The sequence below is a fragment of the Enterobacter sp. CPE_E863 genome (genome assembly GCF_046521465.1).
Classification (GTDB): Bacteria; Pseudomonadota; Gammaproteobacteria; order Enterobacterales; family Enterobacteriaceae; genus Enterobacter; species Enterobacter adelaidei.
This window is the reverse complement of the sequence record NZ_JBKFZX010000001.1, coordinates 3,451,240-3,467,912: the sequence shown is the minus strand read 5'-3', so window position 1 is coordinate 3,467,912 and position 16,673 is coordinate 3,451,240. Positions and strand designations below refer to the sequence as shown.

The window sequence follows — 16,673 nt, the reverse complement described above, 5'->3', positions numbered from 1 at the left end:
TAATGAGGTTTATACAGTGCGATAATTGGTAGGGAATGTTTTTAATATAATGAAAAACGTGGTTGTTTAAGTGTGCTTAATATTCATTTAAGTTAGGGTAACATTTTTGATGTAAGATATATTATGTCGCTTGAAGGATAAAATATATTTTTGTGCGGAGTTAAAATTCTGCTATCACCCGCAAACAATAACATTAAGTTAAGGGTGAAATAAGCTTATTCATTGTCATGAGTCCGACGACATCAGCATGATTTTGGACAGCAAAAAACTCGCGGGGAGAATGAATAAAAATCGTGAGTCGGGCGTTTACTGACGTCACCCCCTTCTTACCCTGGAGCTTTATATGAACACGACCTCTCTTCGTTTGATCCCGGTACTGATTTTTACCCTGCTGTCCCCACTGGCGCTGGCAATGGGCAATAATAGTACCGAGAGCAAAACGCCTGACTGCCCATCAGGGCAGGTGTATGACAGTGCAACCCAGAAATGTGTACCCGACAAGAGCAGCAGCCTGAGCGATCAGGACAAAACCAACTATGCGTACCATCTTGCTAAGAAAGGGGAGTATCAGGCGGCGCTGAATCTCCTTGATTCGCTGAAAAATGGCAATACGGCTGAAGCGTGGAACTATCGCGGTTATGCCACACGCAAACTGGGACGTACAGATGAGGGTATTGGTTATTACCAGCGTGCGCTGGCGATCGCCCCGGATTATGCCAAAGCCCGTGAATACCTGGGTGAGGCATGGATGGTCAAGGGACGGCCTGACCTCGCGAAAGAACAGTTGAAGGTAATAGCAGGCATATGTGGCCAGTCCTGCGAGGAGTACCGCGATCTGCAGTCAGCCATCAACGGACAGCCGGAATCCTGAGTTTCTCGTGGAGGGAAAACCCATCGCTACCAGTGAGGTTCGTCAACAGTTAGCGGCACACCTGGCGCGTCTCTGGCGCTATGGGCTGGTGTTGTCGCGCAACAGGGATATCGCCGAAGAGCTGGTTCAGTCCACCTGCGTGCGTGCGCTCGAAAAGAGTAGCCAGTATACGCCTGGCACGCGCATCGACAGGTGGCTGTTTGCGATATTGCACTCCATCTGGATCTCCGAGCTTCGGGCACGACACGTCCGCCAGGGGCAGGGATTTGTCGCCAGCGATGAACTTCTGGCACAGGACACCCGTGAGCAGGATGAAACGCGCCTGCATTATCTGAAGGTGATGCAGCGCGTCAATGCGTTACCTGAAGCCCAGCGCAACACGGTTTTTTTGGTTTATGTCGAAGGTTTTACCTATCAGGAGGCAGCGGATACCCTGGCGGTGCCGATTGGTACTGTAATGAGCCGACTGGCAACGGCGCGGGCAACGCTTGCGAAGTCTGCCGAGGCAATGCCTCCGGTAAAGGAGAAGCGCTCTTGAATTCGCACCGTTTTACACCGCCTTATAACGACGATGCTATCGTGGCATGGATAGATGGCGAGATGTGCCGTGCAGACGCACAACACTTTGAAGAACAGCTGAGAAGTGATGAACACCTCTCCGGGCGAACCGCTGAGCTAATGAAAAGCAATCAGGACTACTCCGGGGCTTTTGCTTCCCTGCTGGATGACGCACCCCTTGAGAAGATGCAGGCGCGTCTGGCGGCACTTCCCGAACCACATTCTTCCACGCCGGTGGGCGTAAGCAGACGCGCACTGATTGCTGCGTCGGTCAGTTTTTTGATGGTCGGTTCCGGGCTGGGGTATTTGTTGCGGCCAGCCTCCGCCCCTGATGATGAAAACGCCCATATTCGTGACCTCGAAGCGCAATACATGTCTTTGTATAGCGTTGAAACACTGCTGGATATGGACAGCGCACCGCCTGTTCTGCAACGCGGCCTGGAACGGGCCGCACAGGATATCGGCATGAAATTGCAGATGTCGCAGCTTATTCTGCAGGGTGCAGAACTCAAAATGGTGCGCATGCTGCGCTATGAAACCACCTCTATCGCGCAGATTGCCTGGATCAACGCCGACTACGGCCCAATGGCGCTCTGTATCTCTCCTGTTGATGAGAAGACGACGGCTTCTCTTCAACAGGAGCAGCGGCACAGTATGAACCTGGTGTGGTGGCAGGATGCGGGCTATCAGTTTGTCCTGATAGGCCGAAACCCGTCGTCTCAGTTGCAGAGCAACGCAGAACAGCTGCAACGCCTGATCTCAGGATGAGGGGATAGTGTTTGTCTGAATCGCAATAGCGATGGCAATACGATCGTCAACGACCAGAGCAAATTTATCCATCCCGTAGGACGCGCGCGAAATCGCTGTGGTGGCATTCAGCGTGAGGGCTTGCGCATGCGGGTCTTCCACAACGGCTTCCAGAATCACCGGGCGGGCAATATTTCGCACGGTCAGGGTGCCGAACACTCTGAATCGTCCGGCACCCTGGGCGACCACGCGAGAGCTGACAAACTCAATCGTCGGATAGCGCTCAGATTCAAAAAACATATCGCTTTTTAGCTGCCAGGTGAGCAGGCTGTTTGAGGCCACCAGGGTTGCCACGGGAATAGTGACGTGAATATAGTCATCGACATCGTTATTCGGGTTAAGCGTCACGGCACCCGTCACGCCACTGAATGTCGCCCAGGAGAGGATACCGCCGAAAGCATGCCAGGATAGCCGAATGGCGGTGTTATTGGTGTCGATGATATAGCTCTGCGGGACGGCTAACGCCCACGGGCAGACTAAAACAAGCAATATAAGCAGGCGTCGTAGCATCTCAGGATCTCTTTTGGGGAACTGGGAGTAAACGCGACACTCCAGGGATCTATTCGGTTTTTATGCGTCGGGATTTTTAATGATATCAACCGAGATTTCGACGGCGGTAACCTGGCCACGGTTTTCCAGCCAGTGAACCGTATTGTGATCCTCCGGCCAGCCGACACCGGGACCGTAATCGGTGGCGATCCCATTACGATGGTCGGTGATCGTCCCCTCCAGGATAAACACGGTACCGGGGCGATCGATATGATCATGCACCGGACCAAAGACCGCGCCGGGAGCGAGTGTCACCCTGCGCATGCGAAGTTGTCGCCCGTCCATGCCAGCGATCTCCGGGCCCAGATCGACGATGGAGAGTAGTTCAACGGTGACGCCCTGGGTTTCTGGTGCGATTTCTTTGTGGCTCATGATGATGCCCCCCTGTGACAAGTTTAGTCTTCAGGAAGCAAAGTAGGTGGGAATAAAAAAGGCCGCGTTTGCGGCCTTTCGAAGGGGTTATTCAGTGACTTTCTTTTCCAGCTCGCTGGCACCTTCTTTGGTTTTGTTCCAGCCCTTCTCAGCACCTTCTTTGGTGGCATCCCACCCTTTCTCGGTGCCTTCTTTAGTTTTATGCCAGGCTTTCTGGGAATCTTCGCTGACCTTGCTGCCAAAGCTCTCGCTTTTACCTTCCGCAGCATGCTTTTGTTTCAGCTTCAGCTCTTCACCTTTGTTCTGCTCTTCGTGCAGTTTTTGCTTCGCCTCGTTGGCGTTTGCGTTCGCCGCAGCGACGGTATCGTCAGTTGCATGTGTGGTCGCAGCAAATACTGGGGACGCCAGCAGAACGGCAGATAATGCGATAATTGTTTTTTTCATAATATCCTCATTTAACGTTATCGGTTATGAGCGTGATTCAGCATGGCACAGACGAAGCGGGGTGGCTTTAGGAAAAAACTGTAATGAGATCAACGTGCCCTGACGTGGGGTATTTCGCCTGAGGATTATCCAAAGGATAAAACGCCTATTTCCGCGAGGGCGGCGAGGGTCAGGAGAATGAATATTATGACGGTTATGGGTCTGTACATATCGGGGTTCCTTCCGGGTTGGAGTGGCTAATCCGTAGCGCTGGGTTTGCTTTTTAATTTTTCATAGGGGAAGGGCGGTGTCGTTGATGTTTGTCAATATGAGGGGCTAATTGGCCGGCGAGGTGGATAGCGTCATGTATTTTTTCAGCCCGATGTCTCGTTTCACGTATTTCGGCACTGAATCAAAAGGCGATCTCAAACGAGGCTCGTCAGAGGTTTTTATCATCCACAGACGACCACTGCTGAACCTGAAATGGATGCTATCCGCTGTAAGTAATAAATCTTCAAAAATGCCCCTCGAATACGCATTACCTAAACGAATAATCTCCTTAACGCCATCGCGAATATCGATAAGGGCGATGGTCAGAGATTCCTCGAAAATGACATCATCTGTCAGAAAAAGGATATAGCGCTGGTTATTCACCTGAACTGCTGCTTCCAGTACGTGCCCGGGAACGAGAATACCTGTGCTTTTGCCATTGAGCACAACATCACACTGAGCCTGGGTTAACTCGGCGGCTTCGCGGGTTAATATCAGAGAGATTGAATAAACCTGTTGCTTCATTAATTCCGAGTATGTTTCGTTACCTGGACTGGAAGTGTTTTGTGGTCTGTTTGTTTGGCAAGGAGAAAATATTAGCTTTTGATGGTTATCTGGCAAACAAATTTGCCTGGATGTAGAGTTTCCTGAATTAATCAACGGGGAGCAGGTCATGTTGATATGTAAGGTTTTTTTTGTTATTGATTTTTAAGTTGATTGTTGGGGGCGGGAGTTTACGTGTTGGTCGAGGCTCTGGTGGGAGCTATAGGTTTTTCACTTATAACAGGTCTAACTGCTCTTTCAAACAGGCCGCTCTGTGCTAAAGGTGGACGTTATGAAAAGAGTAATGAGTAATTTTGAGAAAGGGTATTAGTACTCAAATGAAGCTCCAGTCATAGCTTTTAAGAACTTACAAAGGTCATCTCCTGCATCCTCAATCGTATAAAAACTAGCAGAGTCTACACATCCGGATTCACGTTCATTAAGACGCGCAATAAATAGCGGTGTTGGATCTTGTCCTGTTAGGCTTCTGAACCTGACAGCATCAACACGCCACCGATACATTTCTCCATATCGCTGTACTCCCCTGATGCCTGTACTGGTGTTTTTCGTGGCTTTAATAGAAATTGGCATAACGGATTCCCTATGACCTGTCATGGTTGCATGGTTGTCGTAGAATTTTACAGCAAACTACTAAAGCAGGGATACTTACACTATTGGTAGGATACTTGATCACGCAGAAACAGCCAACGCAGCCACGAATAACTTTAGACTCAAAGGCCGTAGCAGTTTCAGTAGCAGAGCAGCTAAGATCGAAGAAGTAAGGGAGAGATTAGGTATCATAAAACCCCTTATTCAGCACAAAAATAAAGAGAAGGTGATTAAAGAAGCTTTAAAGAAAAAAACTGATTGCTTAGTTGAATATGAGAATAAGTTTAAAATGAGATTAAAAGAAATTTTAAAGAAAGCAATAAAAAATAAGTGTTATTTAAAAAGAAAAATATGCATTCAAAAAACATTAATTTAACTATATATGAAGCTGTAGGCACTATTGGAGTGCCTACAGTTAAAAATTATATTTCTTTTAATCTTTTTAGTATCTGTTCCCGTTCTTTGATTAAGGCTTTATCTGTTATATCTATAGCAGGTTGAAAAATATTCATATCCATTTCAAAATGATTAAACTCATTCAAAAGAGTTTTTTTAGACATGAAAAATACGCGATGTTGAATTTTTTCAGGCTCACTACCGTTAAATGAATTAAATATTATACTGGATAACATGTCATGTTTACTTGTATTGATGTTATATTTATCAACTAAATGATGTTCAACGCTGAGTCGTAAATAAAGATATGTTAGAGTATGCCTTAATGTTTTAGATAATAATGGGTAGACTCCATTTTTTAGTGGATTAAAGTTTTTATAATCCCACGAAATCACGTCTTTTGCTGATAATTCATGATCTCTGGTTAATACGTTTTTAGAAAATAATTTTTCATAAATATCTTTTACATTCACTTTTTCGTCGCAATACCCATGCATTAACTGCGTTAATTTGTTCTTTTCTTCGGGTAATCCTATTATTTGGCAAAGTCCACGCATGAATGGGACTAGAGAGATTAGAAATTGTTTTTCATCTTCAATTTCAGTTTTTATATCTTCTCGTAAAACCCTCAAAAACTCATGGATATAAAGTAGAATAGACATTTCATTTTGATTGATAGGTATAAATCCGTTTCGTTCACCAGCAACATTATTAAAGTAATAAAGGTTTAAACATTGTTTTTCTTGGTGTTCGAGCAGTTTAATTAAATCTGTATTGTGTGTAAGAATCAATGTTTTCTTAGATGATAAGAAACTTAATATTGCATATGCTAATTTATTTTTGTAAATTGAATCGAAGTTAGAAATAGGGTCGTCAAGAACTATTAATTTACACGTAGAATTTTTTGCTTTTAACAGTTCAAAGGCTAGTGAAAGAAAATTTTGTTCTCCATTACTTAATTCTAGGTCTTTACGGTTTTTGTTTAAAAAATCTCTTCCCCCCAAAGTGAGTCTAATATTATTGTCTGCATCTCGAACTAATGAAATTTCTCGTTCAAGAGATTCATTTAAAAACTGCTCAATAAACAAAATGTCTTCACTGCCAAATGTTGGTTTGTTTTTTAGTAACTCTTTGTAGGCTGAGAAATCCTCCTTTAGTCCTTTGTTGGTTGAAATATTGAGAAAATCATATTTAAGTAGTTGCCAGTATATTTCTCTATATTTATTGAAATCTGTTATTAATTCCAATATGAACGTCTTGTCGGATTTTTTTATCGCATTTCTTACTTTATCTTTGATAATGAATGGATCGGTTTGTGATAGGCTTTTTACAATCTTTTCTGCAATTTCTTTTTCATGGTCATCCATTCCGTTTGATGTCTTTTCATATTGCTCATTTTTTTCAGCCAATTTATCATTGACATTAATTGGATGATCGCAAACTAAACATTCATCTATGTAATTAAACTTTTTCAATATCGATAATGCTTCACCTTGTTCTTCAAGTTTAACTATGCAATTTTCTTTTCCATTAAATTTAAAGTTATAACTTGATAATGCTCTTATAATAGAATCATCTCTGGCAAAATCGTCAATGAAAAACTTTAACTTACCTTTATCATACTCTGGTTTGTCATTTAAATCGAATTCGTGGATTGTTTTGATAAAATCCTCACGATCAATTTTTTTGCCCCTTGAGCGACTGTTCGCAATATCTGATATATATCCAAGTATCTTTTTGTCTTGAATAAGGCTATCAAAATTAGTCTTAATCTTTGATATTTGATAATCTTTTTTTAATATTTCAACAAGATCTTTCTCGAATATGCTAATGAAGCTATTATTGATTTTTTCTTTAAGCTCATATTCTTTTTTTATGTCCTCGCCAAGAATAAAGTCCTGCGTCTCACCTTGAATAATATTTCTGTCATTTTGATCAGAAATGATATGAGTTATAGCATCATTTTTCTCTGTGAATTGCACACCATCTATATTCACTGAGTATTCGGCATCTTGCTCTCTATTCAATACCTTTGATAAACTTGTCTTACCAGTTCCATTGGGTCCATAAAGTACGCAGGTTTTCCTTTTCCCAAAATCCAATTCATTATTTTGAGTCAGATTTAAGTATTCGTCAGTAAATATTTTCCCTTTCTTAACTTTTGATATGGTAATCTTCATAATAATTTCCTAATCAACTATTATTCTTCAAGTTTATTGAAGTGCCTACAAACACAAATACATTGAAATTTCTAACAGAGATTGAATGTAAAATGATAGAGCTAAGTCATACTTTTTGCTATCTACCAGATTTTGTATAGTTTGAGCGCCGAAGAAAACAGCTTTTATAAGAAATTGGGTTGCCATTGAGGGCACATGACCAAGAAGCTTTACCCTGACAAATACAATTAATGCAGTATAAGGAGAGTTGGCGAAGGCAATGAGGTCATTGAACTGACAATATATCCTTCACAATTAGATTAATAATATAATATATCACAAATCGTTACTGTTATAGTATTTTATATCAGGCTGTAATTTTATATGGTATTATGAAGTGAACTTAGTATTCATACTATAAATTAGATGCGTAATGCATACTAATCCATAATTTGAATCAGAGTTTTTTAGTTAATCCTTCTACGCAGTAATGGCCCTAAGTTTTTGCACCTGAACGTAATCTCCCCACCACTGCATCAGCTCTGTTCTTTCAGCAAGATACTCAGCACGATTGTAAGCGGCTATGATTTCATTGTTCTTAGTGTGAGCTAAGGCCGATTCAAGCACCTGGGTTTTGAATTTACCACTTTCTTCAGTAGCCGGTCTTGCTATAGAACGCATTCCGGGCGACTAATTCGCCACCGAAACCAATGCGGATAATCGCTGCGTTAGCTATTTGCTCATGCATGTGGTTAAGGGGAGCTTTGATACTTGGGAAAACCCACTCTCTATGACCACTGATAGGTCTGACTAACTCAAGGATATGCATAGCCTCTTTGCTCAGTGGAATCTTGTGAGGGTGCTTCATTTTCATAAACTCTCCGGGGATATTCCAGAACCGATTTTCTTCGCCTATATCACTCCAACGAGCACGGACAGCTTCTCGAACCCACGTAATGAGCCGCCATTCAATTAGAAGACGTTTTTCGAGCCGTATGGAAGCGTTAGATATGGCTAGCATGAACCGGGGAAGTTCATTCGGTGGGAAAGCAGGCATGTTTTGCATCTTGGGCTTACTGAATCGCTGACCGAGGTTATCAGCAGGATTAAACTCAATAAGTTCTTCTGTCGCAGCCCAACGGAAAATTTCATTTAGACGTGAAATGATGCGGCGCAGGGTTTCCAATACGCCTCGTTGTTCTATGGGGTCAAGGTGTTGTTTTAAGAGCTTGGGACGGATCTCTTTGATAGGAATGTTGCCTATACCGGGGAAGACATTTCGTTCAAGGCTCCGCCAGATGTCTTCTGCGTGGTCTGGAGAGATACCAGAGGTCTTAACCTTCTCATCTAACCATTTTTCCTAGCAACCGCCTGCAGCGTGTGCTCAGCAGCATCCTTAAGGGCGTTGGCTTTATCGTTGTTGTGAATCTGCGGATCGATATTATTTGCAAGCAAACGACAAGTATTCATCACGTAAAGCCCGAGCATTGGCAAGTGCGAGATGAGGGTAGGTTCCTAAGCTCATCTTTGTTCGCTTCTTACTTACTGGCACTGCATACCTGAAATACCAATTTTTCTTACCGCCCTTTGATAGGGGAGCGATTCGTAGCATCAGGCCATCACCGTCAAAAAGGTTGATTTCCTTTTCTGCTGGCTTGGCATTTTTGATTTCAGTGTCAGTAAGTTTCTTAGCGATCTTTGCCATTTTAGGACCCTCGATTTTGGCACCCTTTTAATTGGGTCCCAAAAAGGGCGCCATAACGAGTAGCTTCTAGCAAATCTCAGTAGACTTCTGTAGACGTAAAAAAGCCCGCAAGGCTGGTTCCAAGCGGGCTTTGTAGACTTCGGTATACGTCATAATACTAAAAAGTGGTGGGCTGGCGGAGTCTGAATTGAGTTTGTAATTAAATGAATTTATTGAATTAATGTCTAATTCAACTTTTCGTTGGTGCCTAAGAAGGTGCCTAAAATTTTTACCATCTTCTTTTGGTGAGAAATGAGAGATTGGTTTGCAGCACTTAGGGACTCATAAGGCTTCGATCTTTGCTCATGGTAAAATGAGAAATATTATCAATATTTATTTGATTTTTTTAAATGTCAGATGCGATGCCGTTGCTATTTCCGCTACTGTAGCGGAAATAGCAACACATGAGCAGCATGTACTTAGAAAAATTTAAGATCTGGGCAACAGCCCGATGTTCTTTTTGGCACGCAGAATATCCGTTGCAGTAATGAAGGGGGGTTGCTCTCGCCATGTAAATCCCTTGCGGTCGATACGAGCCAGTTCGTACTTTTCGACCAGGAAATTAACAGCATCGGCAAGCGTTATCCCCGCATCGATATGCTCCTCAATGGCCGTGTCGTCATGAAATGGTGTGTCGTTGAGTGTGAGGCCGTAGTGGTGCTCCAGCAGATACGTTAACAACTGCTGCCACACCATTACGGGCGACAGGCGTGACGAAACCGGCACCGTGGCCGGTACAGATGAAATTTGCATGAGTTGGATCCTGATAAAAGAAGAGAAGGTGTTACCTGGTTGCAAATGCCTGAGGATAAATAACGATGTAAACATAGCCATGAGAGCCGAGAGTGTCAGCTTCACAAGTTAGTCCGTTATGATACAACGTGACGCAATGCTGATGGCGCGGATTTAGTTCACCGGTTGTCAGCATCAATTCAAGCTGTTTCATCACTAGCGGAAATGCCTGATCCAGACGCAGTGCCTCCTCCTCGTTAAACGTACCACTAATACCTGCACGGTCCGCCAGAAAATGCAGGCGACAGCCTTCCTGCACAAGCCTTGCACCGAAGCACGGCGAGATGTCGCGCTTCAGTCCCCATGAATTTTGCATTTTTCTACTCCTTATTTAGTGTCAGTTGGTGGTGATGCACATCAGGCGTGTATACGGACCGTGGTTGTCACGACGGCGTTCTGCGTAAACCGCCAGCACACCGGAAATCTCCGCGACATCCTGACCGGTATAATGACTGGCGCTGCCGTGCCACTGGTATTTGCCCGTGCAGTAGCGAAAGATCCGGGAATCCGGATGCTGTCGCTGAATCGCCATCGCGGCCTTTTTATCGATGATTTTCATGGTTAGCCTCATAGCCAGCCACGTTCAGCAAAAGAAAGCACATCGATGCCAACAATAAGATGGTCCAGCACCCGCACCTCTACCATAGCCAGCGCGTTCACCAGATGTTGAGTGATGTTTCGATCCTGTTTACTCGGTTCTGTCTCTCCGGATGGATGGTTATGGGCCAGAATCACAGCGGCAGCGTTATGGCGTAGTGCCAGTTTCACCACTTCGCGTGGATGGACTTCGGTATGGTTAATCGTGCCCGTAAAGAGCGTCTCGCATTCCAGAAGACGGTTCTGATTATCGAGATATAAAACAAGAAAAACTTCGCGCTCCTGCAGAGCAAGACGCAGTTGTAGCCAGGTTTTGGTGAAGGTAGTGGAATTAAATTGTTCGCCAGGCTGGCGCTGATATTTTTCCAGTAAGCGGAGAGCGCGACGAATGGTGCGTGCTTCAGTTACCGGAAGATCAGGAGGTAGATTTATCTCTGACATGACAGGGCCTTGGAGGTAATAGTTAAAGTCGTTTATGAAGCAAGTTGAAGCATATTTTCAGCCATCACCCACAGAGCGCGATTGAGCTTTACGTCTCCGTCGATACCTTTGACAGCACGGGTTTGAGCACGCTGACCTTTCGTCGTTCGTCCTGACAGTCCGCCTTTTATCAAGTTCTCCTGAATGCGTTGGTAAGTGGTCCATAGGTCGTTGCTATCATCCTGCCAGCGGCGCGGGGAAAGGATTTGCGATTCCGTCACCGGCTGATGCTCTTCACCAAAGCGATAGGTTAATGCCGCTTTTGCCATCGCCTGCTGTGCTGGTGGAGGTAACAAAAGCGACTGCATGGCATCCCGCTTCTCCTCCACCCGGTCAAATATCCCCAGCACTTCGTAAGCCCCTTCAATGACTTTCTCCACCACATTGCCTTTATGTGGCACACGTACCTCACCAAAACTCTCACCGCAAATCAGCCCGTTCTGGCAGACTGCACGAAATAGCCCCGGCAACATCTGATATGAGCTGGAGCCGTCATGGCTGTTGAGCAGAATGATTTCCGGTACCTGCTTACCGGTTATTTGCCCTACCCGGCGCAGGCGCAGCATGTGTTTCGTGTGCTCTCGCTTGCTCTGGTCACGCACTCGGGTCTGGCAGGCAAAGAACGGCTGAAAGCCTTCACGCTGGAGGCTATCAAGCAGGGTAATGGTCGGGATGTAGGTGTAGCGATCCGAGCGGGATTCGTGCTTGTCAGTACTAAATACACTGGGTACATGGACCATCAACTCGTCATTTGTCAGTGGGCGGTCGCGGCGAATCTGGTTAATCCGTCCGAAGCGGCTGGCTAATTTCATGATAAAACTCCTTTGTGGTTAATGGCATAAATGCAGAAAGGCCGCGCTTCCGGTAAAGAAGCGCGGCCTTTCTGCATTGATTTGGTGTTGCAGGGGAAAACTCTTTGTTGTTGGGGGATGCAACAGCTAGCTAATGTCTGCTATGAGCGATCAACGGACATTCAAATGACGAACTACATATGAACTGGACAATGTAGTTCGTCATACTCATGATCCTTCAAATTTAAGGCTTTTTGATCACCTCAACGTTCAGGCTCGTAGTGCCATTCTCACGGCTTATCTGCCCGCTCACACGCACCAAATCCTGCGCATCGAAGTGCTGCCCGTTCCAGACTTTCTGTGGAATACGAACTTTGATGGTTCCGGTTGGATCGCGGAACGTATACCACTCTTCCTGCTGCTGGCTGATGACATTGCCTTCCAGTGTGATCCACGCCCCTTCGTGCATCGACGGCACGGCCTGAATGCGGCTTTGACTGTTTTCCTGCTGAACCTTATGACCGGCATACATGCGTTCAGTGGCGACTGGCTCTTTCTCTGCGGAGAAACCGCCTTGCGCTGCCAGGGCTGGAATGACGATGAATGAAGCGAGCAACACGCCGGTGACGTTGACGAGCTGGCGACGAATCTGACTGAAGTATTGTTTTTGCATAGCAGGTTCCATTTATGATTTCACATCCTCCCAGGGGGGATGCCTTTATAATAAATGAGCGGCTATAAAAGCTCAATTGCAATCCCCTGTGGGGGATGAAAATGTGACAGGCTTCAGAGATAAAAAACCCACCAATTGGTGGGTTCAGGCATGTGGCTTTTACAAGAGAAAATCAGCGGGTAACGCCGATCCAGCCATGGTAGCCCATGTAAATGCCGACCAGGGCTATCAGTACGCTTGAGAAGTATGGGGCACGGCGTGCCAGAGTATCCAGGCCACTCCAGCGTTTGGTTGCCTGGCGAACGCTAAACGCCGCAGCTGCACCCACAGAAACCAGCGTAATTGCTAAGCCGATGCTGAAACACAGTACCAGCGCGGCACCGAGCGTAAATTCCTTCACCTGGATGCAGAGCAGCAGAACGGTGATGGCCGCCGGGCAAGGAATAAGTCCGCCGGTCAGCCCAAACAGGATAATCTGCCCGGTGGTTACGCTGCGATTGGCAAAACGTTTCTTGATGTCGTTCGCATGGGCTTTTTCGTGAGCGTCCTGGTATTCGCGGGAATTAACATCCAGCCCCTCCAGTGCGGAGTGATCGTGGTCATGGTCGTGACCGTGCTCATGCTCGCGAAACTCCACATCATAATCGTGTACATGCCCACGATGGCCTAAAGACAGGCGCACATCAAAACTGTGTGGCTCAGGGATCGCCAGGGCTGATTCCATAAACCCGTCTTTTTCAACGAAGTCGAAAACCTGAGAATAGGTTCCATTGCCCCGCCTTGTGGCTACAGAAATGTTGCTGGCTTCCCACTTTCTGCCGCTGAGCGTACGTAAACGCCAGTGAGGTGGCTGTCCTTCCTCGAAAATAGAGAGTTCAACGCTGCCGTGGCCGGTATCTATAATCCGGGTTTCATCATGTTCGTGATGACCGTGGGAATGCTCCTCTTCCTGCTCCATTTTCCATAGCTTCTCACCGCGCCAGGTACGCCAGAACATCCATGCTGCCGTGGCAAGAATGATGATGGCCGAAATTAACTGGAACCAGGGCTCCGCAGATTCAGCGGTGAATTTCTGACTGACATACATCCCACCCATGGCAATGAGCCAGACCACAGAGGTGTGCGAAATGGTCGCCGCCAGTCCCAGCAGAACCGCTTGTTTCACCGTTCCACGAATAGCCACAATAAACGCCGCCATCATCGTTTTGGAGTGTCCTGGCTCCAGTCCGTGCAGCGCACCCAGCAGGATAGCGCTGGGAATAAACAGCCAGGCATTGGCTACGCCTTGCTGCAGAAGAGCAGAAAAATCAGTCATGTTTCGCTTGCCTTAAAGATATTTGGTGATCTCTTTAAATTCGCTTAGCGTTGTTTCAGTTCCGGCATGATCGGCATGAAGCGCATCCTCCAGGCAGTGATCAAGATGGTCATGAATTAAGGTACGCTTTGCATTCGTTATCGCTTTTTCAACCGCATGCAGCTGTTGGGCGATATCCAGACACGCTTTTTCATCTTCGAGCATCTGGATGGTACTTTTCAGGTGCCCGGCGGCACGCTTAAGTCTTTTAATAATGTCAGGGTGTGATGCGTGAACAGTCATATCTTATCCTCTCCAGGTGGAGGGGATAAGATAATGTGTATCATCGCTATGGTCACATTTTTTATCGGCTTATCCTCTCCTGCCTGGTTGTCTTTCAGGGAAATTACTTCTCTTTCTTCGGCCATGACGGATGTTCATCGTCGATGACGAAATCATGTTCATGAGTGGATGCATTATTCGTTTCGGCGTCGGTATGGCTGTGCAGCTGAACATATTCTTCATGCTCAGGACGCCAGATAAGCACGGCGGTGAGCAACGACAGCGCCGCTACGATGGTCAACGCGATGAACGAAGCCTGTGTGCCCCATGTCGCGCCGACCCATCCGGCCAGCGGATAAGTCACCAGCCAGCATGAATGCGACAATGCAAATTGAGCGGCAAATAGCGCGGGTCTGTCTTCCGCCGTTGATGAGCGGCGCAGCAGGCGGCCACTGGGGGTTTGAGAAAGTGAATATCCGACGCCCAGCAATGCCCAAAGCACAACCAGAGTGAAGTAATCCATCAGGAAAATACCCAGCCCCAGGCCAATCACCAAAAGCGCGGCCCCCACAAGCATCGGCATGCGGTCGCGCATTTTGTCGAGGAGTCTCGGGAGAACCAGTGCAGACACCATCGACCCGACACCGAAGAAGGCCAGCGCAATGGCAGTCGAGCGCTGTGATAAACCAAAGTCAGCCTGTACCAGAACAACGGTATTGACGATAACCATCGCGCTTGCCGCTGCCACGGCCATATTGAGTGCCAGCAGACCACGCAGCCTTGGTGTTTTCAGGAAGATGCGCATGCCTCGCGTCGTTTTGTCATAGACGCTGCGTTTGACGGTTAACGCTTTCATTTTTGGCAACGACACGGAAACAACCAGAGCCGCAGAGGCGAGGAATCCGACTGCCGTACCGGCAAACAAATTATGGAAACTCATGACTGTCAGCAGCGCCGCCGCCAGCATCGGGCTGATAACGCTTTCAAGATCGTAGGCCAGGCGTGACAGAGACAGCGCCCGGGTATATTCACGTTCGTCAGGGAGAATGTCCGGGATCGTCGCCTGGAAAGTCGGTGTAAACGCTGCCGAAGCAGACTGCAGGAAGAAGATCAAGATGTAGATTTCCCAGATCTGAGTGACAAAAGGCAGCGCGATCGCCACCAGAGCGCGGACTAAGTCCAGCGTCACCAGCATGGTGCGACGCGGGAATTTATCGGCAAAGGCCGCCGCTACCGGCGCAACCAGAATGTAGGCGCTCATCTTGATAGCCAGCGCGGTACCCAGCACAGCACCAGCCCTGTCTCCGGCCAGATCATAAGCTAGCAACCCCAGCGCGACGGTCGCCAGACCGGTGCCGATAAGGGCGATAACCTGTGCCATAAACAGGTGGCGATAGGTACGATTAGAAAGAATATTGAGCATCAGGAATTCTCTTGGCTTAAATTTACATCCCCCCCGGGGGGATGATGAAAGCATAGAGGGACCTGGAAAAAATGACAAGCATTATCCTGGTGGGGAGGATGAGTGATTTACCAACCAACTGATATGTTGAATAAAAAAAGCTTCAGGTATCCCAGCGTTATACCTGAAGCAGCATAAAAAGTGTCGAAGGTGTTATCACCGCTTCCTTGCGAAGCCCCTTCTGACGAGAAAGGTGTTAACTCAGAAGTCCCAGGCAGGTTTTCAGACTCAGCCGTGTGGCTTCAACATCGCTATGGACGATGGTGCACCAGTCATCACGGTTAGCCCGAACGTCGTCCAGCCAGCTATTCAGCGCCTGATTGAAGGCCATGGTTTTCTCGCGCTGAGGCCAGCTCATCTGGTTAGCGCTGTAAATATCCTGCCCGGGCTGTGGCATCTGTACGGTTTGCTGCGTCGACATCCGGGAAGTCACCGACCAGGTATCAGAGTTGCCATCCCAGGAAGGCATCACCGGGAAGCCCGCGCCGCGCAGGGCTATATCCCAGGTGGCATCAAACAGGCATGTTTTCCCGTTTAACTCAAAAGTCACGGTGTCATGAAATCCCTGGGTTTGCGGCAAAATAGCCAGTATTTCCGGAGGAACGGGCAAGTCAGCCCAGTCAAACTGCACCAGTTTTCGCCTTGCTGTAATCCCACCGGCAACCAGCAATCGTTCGGCCGCGGCGGCTTTATGACGACAGTCGCCAAAACCCTGCTCAAACAGGCTCATGCTTTGGTTATTCCATGACCCAAGCTGATAGGGCATTCGCCTGACCAGTTCAAAAATGGCTCTCCGCAGTTCCGTTGAGCCCGGTTGAAGCCCGAGCGACTGTAAAATCCAGCCCGGCGTTATCGTCTCCTTAGCAGTGCGGCGAGCGATAATTCTTTGCCATGTATCACTGACTTTTTCGGCCAGAGAGGCTGCCAGGGTTTCCCCCGGCAGTAATGTTGTCATCAGCAACGCTCCTGTGGTGGTGAGAAAATGTCTGCGCGTCAACATA

General features: G+C 47.0%; 19 protein-coding genes and 1 pseudogene. 3 read left to right on the top strand and 17 right to left on the bottom strand.

Going from position 1 to position 16,673, the window contains the following annotated elements; all coding sequences use genetic code 11:
• The first annotated feature begins 343 nt into the window (after positions 1 to 343).
• The 3 genes from ACLHV8_RS17085 to ACLHV8_RS17075 are packed head-to-tail and all read left to right on the top strand — an operon-like array spanning position 344 to position 2,197.
• A complete protein-coding gene (locus ACLHV8_RS17085) occupies positions 344 to 871 on the top strand; it encodes a tetratricopeptide repeat protein (protein ID WP_108090990.1) in 528 nt (175 codons plus the stop codon).
• Positions 872 to 878: 7 nt separating this feature from the next.
• Positions 879 to 1,409 (top strand): sigma-70 family RNA polymerase sigma factor, encoded by a 531-nt coding sequence (locus tag ACLHV8_RS17080; RefSeq protein WP_208594123.1) that lies wholly within the window; start codon positions 879 to 881, stop codon positions 1,407 to 1,409.
• Positions 1,406 to 2,197 carry an anti-sigma factor family protein gene (locus tag ACLHV8_RS17075; RefSeq protein WP_208594124.1) on the top strand — a complete coding sequence of 264 codons (792 nt, stop codon included), beginning with the start codon at positions 1,406 to 1,408 and terminating at the stop codon, positions 2,195 to 2,197. The genes ACLHV8_RS17080 and ACLHV8_RS17075 overlap by 4 nt, the downstream gene beginning before the upstream one ends.
• Here ACLHV8_RS17075 and ACLHV8_RS17070 read toward each other — a convergent pair.
• From ACLHV8_RS17070 to ACLHV8_RS16990, 17 genes and pseudogenes are all read right to left on the bottom strand, one after another.
• Entirely contained in the window at positions 2,189 to 2,746 is a 558-nt protein-coding gene (locus ACLHV8_RS17070) for a YceI family protein (protein ID WP_208594125.1), read from the bottom strand. The two genes, ACLHV8_RS17075 and ACLHV8_RS17070, sit on opposite strands and share 9 nt — an antisense overlap.
• Positions 2,747 to 2,806: 60 nt before the next feature.
• Entirely contained in the window at positions 2,807 to 3,178 is a 372-nt protein-coding gene (locus ACLHV8_RS17065; RefSeq protein ID WP_238934190.1) for a cupin domain-containing protein, read from the bottom strand.
• Between the two features lie 66 nt (positions 3,179 to 3,244).
• Positions 3,245 to 3,601 (bottom strand): hypothetical protein, encoded by a 357-nt coding sequence (locus tag ACLHV8_RS17060; RefSeq protein ID WP_008502540.1) that lies wholly within the window; start codon positions 3,599 to 3,601, stop codon positions 3,245 to 3,247.
• 315 nt (positions 3,602 to 3,916) lie between these two features.
• Positions 3,917 to 4,375 (bottom strand): hypothetical protein, encoded by a 459-nt coding sequence (locus ACLHV8_RS17055; protein WP_208594126.1) that lies wholly within the window; start codon positions 4,373 to 4,375, stop codon positions 3,917 to 3,919.
• Positions 4,376 to 4,720: 345 nt separating this feature from the next.
• The gene (locus ACLHV8_RS17050; protein ID WP_208594127.1) at positions 4,721 to 4,984 is read right to left on the bottom strand and encodes a hypothetical protein; all 264 of its coding nucleotides are present in this window, start codon (positions 4,982 to 4,984) and stop codon (positions 4,721 to 4,723) included.
• Between the two features lie 440 nt (positions 4,985 to 5,424).
• Positions 5,425 to 7,578 (bottom strand): AAA family ATPase, encoded by a 2,154-nt coding sequence (locus tag ACLHV8_RS17045; RefSeq protein WP_410376992.1) that lies wholly within the window; start codon positions 7,576 to 7,578, stop codon positions 5,425 to 5,427.
• A 459-nt stretch (positions 7,579 to 8,037) separates the two neighbouring features.
• Positions 8,038 to 9,262, bottom strand: a pseudogene (locus tag ACLHV8_RS17040) (phage integrase central domain-containing protein).
• Positions 9,263 to 9,730: 468 nt separating this feature from the next.
• Positions 9,731 to 10,054: a TA system toxin CbtA family protein gene (locus ACLHV8_RS17035; protein ID WP_032949840.1), complete on the bottom strand. Its 324-nt coding sequence runs from the start codon at positions 10,052 to 10,054 to the stop codon at positions 9,731 to 9,733.
• Between the two features lie 31 nt (positions 10,055 to 10,085).
• Complete coding sequence (locus ACLHV8_RS17030; protein WP_032642918.1) at positions 10,086 to 10,409, bottom strand: type IV toxin-antitoxin system YeeU family antitoxin; 324 nt, start codon at positions 10,407 to 10,409, stop codon at positions 10,086 to 10,088.
• Positions 10,410 to 10,430: 21 nt separating this feature from the next.
• A complete protein-coding gene (locus ACLHV8_RS17025) occupies positions 10,431 to 10,652 on the bottom strand; it encodes a DUF987 domain-containing protein (protein ID WP_032642916.1) in 222 nt (73 codons plus the stop codon).
• Between the two features lie 8 nt (positions 10,653 to 10,660).
• Positions 10,661 to 11,131, bottom strand: a complete 471-nt coding sequence (gene radC, locus ACLHV8_RS17020) for a RadC family protein (protein WP_032642914.1) — start codon at positions 11,129 to 11,131, stop codon at positions 10,661 to 10,663.
• Positions 11,132 to 11,163: 32 nt separating this feature from the next.
• Positions 11,164 to 11,985 (bottom strand): DUF932 domain-containing protein, encoded by an 822-nt coding sequence (locus ACLHV8_RS17015; protein WP_032642912.1) that lies wholly within the window; start codon positions 11,983 to 11,985, stop codon positions 11,164 to 11,166.
• Between the two features lie 220 nt (positions 11,986 to 12,205).
• The gene (locus ACLHV8_RS17010; RefSeq protein WP_135695985.1) at positions 12,206 to 12,646 is read right to left on the bottom strand and encodes a YgiW/YdeI family stress tolerance OB fold protein; all 441 of its coding nucleotides are present in this window, start codon (positions 12,644 to 12,646) and stop codon (positions 12,206 to 12,208) included.
• Positions 12,647 to 12,806: 160 nt separating this feature from the next.
• Positions 12,807 to 13,949, bottom strand: coding sequence for a nickel/cobalt efflux protein RcnA (locus ACLHV8_RS17005; protein ID WP_029602872.1), 1,143 nt, complete (start codon positions 13,947 to 13,949; stop codon positions 12,807 to 12,809).
• A gap of 12 nt (positions 13,950 to 13,961) precedes the next feature.
• Positions 13,962 to 14,231, bottom strand: a complete 270-nt coding sequence (locus tag ACLHV8_RS17000; protein ID WP_009653703.1) for a metal-sensing transcriptional repressor — start codon at positions 14,229 to 14,231, stop codon at positions 13,962 to 13,964.
• Between the two features lie 103 nt (positions 14,232 to 14,334).
• Positions 14,335 to 15,633, bottom strand: coding sequence for an MFS transporter (gene nirA / locus ACLHV8_RS16995; protein ID WP_029602873.1), 1,299 nt, complete (start codon positions 15,631 to 15,633; stop codon positions 14,335 to 14,337).
• Between the two features lie 235 nt (positions 15,634 to 15,868).
• On the bottom strand, positions 15,869 to 16,627 hold the full coding sequence (locus ACLHV8_RS16990; RefSeq protein ID WP_029602874.1) for a hypothetical protein: 759 nt from the start codon (positions 16,625 to 16,627) through the stop codon (positions 15,869 to 15,871).
• Between the last annotated feature and the right edge of the window lie 46 nt (positions 16,628 to 16,673).

Coding starts and splice junctions, on each gene's coding strand:
- ACLHV8_RS17035 (WP_032949840.1), bottom strand. CDS start 10,054: ATGCAAATTTCATCTGTACCGGCCACGGTGCCGGTTTCGTCACGCCTG.
- ACLHV8_RS17000 (WP_009653703.1), bottom strand. CDS start 14,231: ATGACTGTTCACGCATCACACCCTGACATTATTAAAAGACTTAAGCGT.
- ACLHV8_RS17070 (WP_208594125.1), bottom strand. CDS start 2,746: ATGCTACGACGCCTGCTTATATTGCTTGTTTTAGTCTGCCCGTGGGCG.
- ACLHV8_RS16990 (WP_029602874.1), bottom strand. CDS start 16,627: ATGACAACATTACTGCCGGGGGAAACCCTGGCAGCCTCTCTGGCCGAA.
- ACLHV8_RS17025 (WP_032642916.1), bottom strand. CDS start 10,652: ATGAAAATCATCGATAAAAAGGCCGCGATGGCGATTCAGCGACAGCAT.
- nirA (WP_029602873.1), bottom strand. CDS start 15,633: ATGCTCAATATTCTTTCTAATCGTACCTATCGCCACCTGTTTATGGCA.
- ACLHV8_RS17050 (WP_208594127.1), bottom strand. CDS start 4,984: ATGCCAATTTCTATTAAAGCCACGAAAAACACCAGTACAGGCATCAGG.
- ACLHV8_RS17045 (WP_410376992.1), bottom strand. CDS start 7,578: ATGAAGATTACCATATCAAAAGTTAAGAAAGGGAAAATATTTACTGAC.
- ACLHV8_RS17005 (WP_029602872.1), bottom strand. CDS start 13,949: ATGACTGATTTTTCTGCTCTTCTGCAGCAAGGCGTAGCCAATGCCTGG.
- ACLHV8_RS17010 (WP_135695985.1), bottom strand. CDS start 12,646: ATGGAACCTGCTATGCAAAAACAATACTTCAGTCAGATTCGTCGCCAG.
- ACLHV8_RS17060 (WP_008502540.1), bottom strand. CDS start 3,601: ATGAAAAAAACAATTATCGCATTATCTGCCGTTCTGCTGGCGTCCCCA.
- ACLHV8_RS17030 (WP_032642918.1), bottom strand. CDS start 10,409: ATGCAAAATTCATGGGGACTGAAGCGCGACATCTCGCCGTGCTTCGGT.
- radC (WP_032642914.1), bottom strand. CDS start 11,131: ATGTCAGAGATAAATCTACCTCCTGATCTTCCGGTAACTGAAGCACGC.
- ACLHV8_RS17055 (WP_208594126.1), bottom strand. CDS start 4,375: ATGAAGCAACAGGTTTATTCAATCTCTCTGATATTAACCCGCGAAGCC.
- ACLHV8_RS17085 (WP_108090990.1), top strand. CDS start 344: ATGAACACGACCTCTCTTCGTTTGATCCCGGTACTGATTTTTACCCTG.